The organism is Bartonella sp. CL100XZDX (genome assembly GCF_042195375.1).
Taxonomy (GTDB): domain Bacteria; phylum Pseudomonadota; class Alphaproteobacteria; order Rhizobiales; family Rhizobiaceae; genus Bartonella.
This window is the reverse complement of the sequence record NZ_JBHIOH010000024.1, coordinates 1-2716: the sequence shown is the minus strand read 5'-3', so window position 1 is coordinate 2716 and position 2716 is coordinate 1. Positions and strand designations below refer to the sequence as shown.

The following is a 2716-nucleotide window of genomic DNA, read 5'->3' as shown; positions in this document are numbered from 1 at the left end:
CATCTTTAAAACTCTTTGAGAAAAAATAAATTGGTACAAAACCTAGTGGCAAAATATACAAAACCCGCTGGCAAGCTACATACACTACATACACACAGAATCAAAAAGTTATAGCATGATAAAAGTGCTGTGGCGGAGGGGGTGGGATTCGAACCCACGGTACAGTCTCCTGCACGCCGGTTTTCAAGACCGGTGCCTTAAACCGCTCGGCCACCCCTCCAAACTAGATATGCTTTTTGACAAATTTCTTGTAAAAGGTCAATCATTTTAATACGCATTTTAAAGCGTTCTTTGTAAAACTATTTAAGTTTCAATTAAAATAATTCTTCATAAGTTAATTCTTTGAGTGTGTTATCTAAGAGTTTCATTTCTAAACATGATAGTTTTTTCTGAAAAAATGAAAGGTAATTATGATATTTATCATTTTTTTCCTGTTTAAAAGTTTTTTATAAAGCAATATTTTTTTAAGTTCTAACAATCGTTTTCGTAATAATAAGAAATGTTTAGTTGAAAATGTTTGATAAATTATATTAAATTCCGGTCGTGTATTTTTGAATTATTTTACCTTTCCAGATATTTATTTTATTTAGATCGTTCATATTGGCGAAAAGAAAATGTTATTATTCTAACAGTTTATGAGAGATAAATTTGTAAGAATGACATATATATTCAAGGAAAGTTTTTATTGAGTTTAAATTAAGTACAATTCAATAAGAAAGCTCTTTAAAAGATTTTAATTTTTTAAATAAAAATATTCAGATATTTAGTGCGTCTAAAGAGTACCTTGGAGGGAATGGATGATTTGCACTATTTGAATAAAATTTTATGTAAGATTTGCATCGATAGTTTAAAATTTCTTCTAGATATGACTGGAAATTAGGTATATTTATAATGCTTTTTCTGTGGGATAAGCAAAAAGTTAATTTGAATGGAAGAAAAAATTATTGAACAATACGCTTAGATCAATAGATAGTTTTTTAAGGTATTACATAGTTTTTCAAGAATAGAACTTAAAAACGCTAAATTATGCAGAAGCAGAAAGCATAAACTTTAACAGACAAGGTTTTAAAAGCCGATTCATTTACAAGCATGTGTAAAATAAAAAATTTATTTACAAAAAAATGGTGCCCCCAGAGAGCAAATAAAAAGCAAGTAAAATAAAATAGTTATGTCTAATATGAGGGAATAGGTGAATCTTGATTCTATTGAGTTTTTTTTGCCTCTATCCCTCATCTTTTTGAAGCTTTTTTATGGCTTCAAGAGCAAGTTTTTTACGGTCTGCGCTCTTTGTGTAAAGAGATGCCATAGCGTCATCTGTCCAGCCAAAAATTGCTTTGAGTTGTGATACTGTTGCACCAGAGTTAGCTGCGCGTGTTGCTGCTAATTTTCTCAAGCCATGTGCTGATTTTTTGATTTCTGCTACGTTACAAGCCTCACGAAAAAGGTTGCCAAAACTTTCTTTAACTAGTTTTTTACCTTCTTTACCACAAATGAATGTTTCTGCTCCAATAGGACCTGCTTCAAGCGTTTTGGCTAATTCCGGTAAAATGGGAAGAAAAACATCTGTTTGGAATTTACTTTTCTCTGTTTTAAGATGAATGATGTTATTCTTTACATCTTTCCAGCCAATGCGGACCGCATCACCACGACGCAAACCCGTATACAAAAGGACATCAATCCAAACGCGTTCATGGGTACCATGGGACCATCTTTGATAATACTTCTCAACATCTTCTTCTGTCCAAACAACAAATCCATCTTTGTTGTTAAGAGCTGGTCTTCTTACTCCTGTTGTTGGATTATTTTCTAAAAGACCTTGATCAATTGCCCAATTAAAAAGTCCATTAAGGGCTTTCAGAAAGTTTCTAGCCATTGCTGGTGTTTCTTTACGCCGTTCAACACCGGCTATAATATGCTTCTTTTCAATTGCTTGGTATGGAATGTTTCCTATAGTATCACATACCTTCATAAGGATGAGTTCTTTTTGTTTTTTTGTAGCTTTAGTGTAACTATGCCAATTAGAGCTGTTAAAGTATTGTTTAAGCAGCCATGCAAATGAACCTTCAACAAGTTTACCGGTTTTGGATTTAGGAAGTATAAGCCCTTGTAACTCGGCAAGTGCGCTTTTGTAGTTATCAACAAACTCTTGCGTTCCATAGGTACCGCGTATTCTAATGCGTTTGCCATGACCAATACGTACATACCATACAATTTTGCCATGTTGAGTAATTTGTTTAACGAGATGAGGGGGGCGTGGTTTTGGCATGGTATTTTAGATCTTAGAGAGCNTAAGATAGATAAGCAGTTCACCGGTAGGTTTGATTTCTACGAGTTCACAACCTTGTTTTTTAGCTTCTCTTAAAGCGCGTGCAATGGCTGGTTGCGTTATAGCCGCTGGACGAGGCGCCATATCTTTTCTCCTTACATTGAGATGCAATTCACGTGTGGCGTGAATCACGCTTGTGTTGAAAGTTGTTAGGAAGGGTGGGGGTGCTCGTAGATATGCGGGGAACAAAACACCCCCATAAGGTTAAGCAGCTTTTGTTGAGAGTTGTTTTATCTCTCGTTCTATCTCTGCTAAAAAGGTTTCAACAGCTTGATTGATCTGTTCAATTTGTTGATCATCACGGAGAACACGCTTGACTTTCATGCGTAAGTGAAAGAATTCCCCCGTAAAACGTGGGTCATAGCTTACGAAATCACACCATTTTCGTTC

Annotated in this window: 1 protein-coding gene, 1 tRNA gene and 1 pseudogene; all 3 read right to left on the bottom strand. The window is 34.8% G+C overall.

The window, feature by feature from the left end; genetic code table 11:
* Positions 1-130: 130 nt before the first annotated feature.
* A tRNA-Ser gene (locus ACFILU_RS02235) sits at positions 131-220 on the bottom strand.
* Between the two features lie 1002 nt (positions 221-1222).
* Positions 1223-2266, bottom strand: coding sequence for a tyrosine-type recombinase/integrase (locus ACFILU_RS02230; RefSeq protein ID WP_375658293.1), 1044 nt, complete (start codon positions 2264-2266; stop codon positions 1223-1225).
* 264 nt (positions 2267-2530) lie between these two features.
* Positions 2531-2716: pseudogene (locus ACFILU_RS02225) on the bottom strand (exonuclease); the annotation flags it as partial.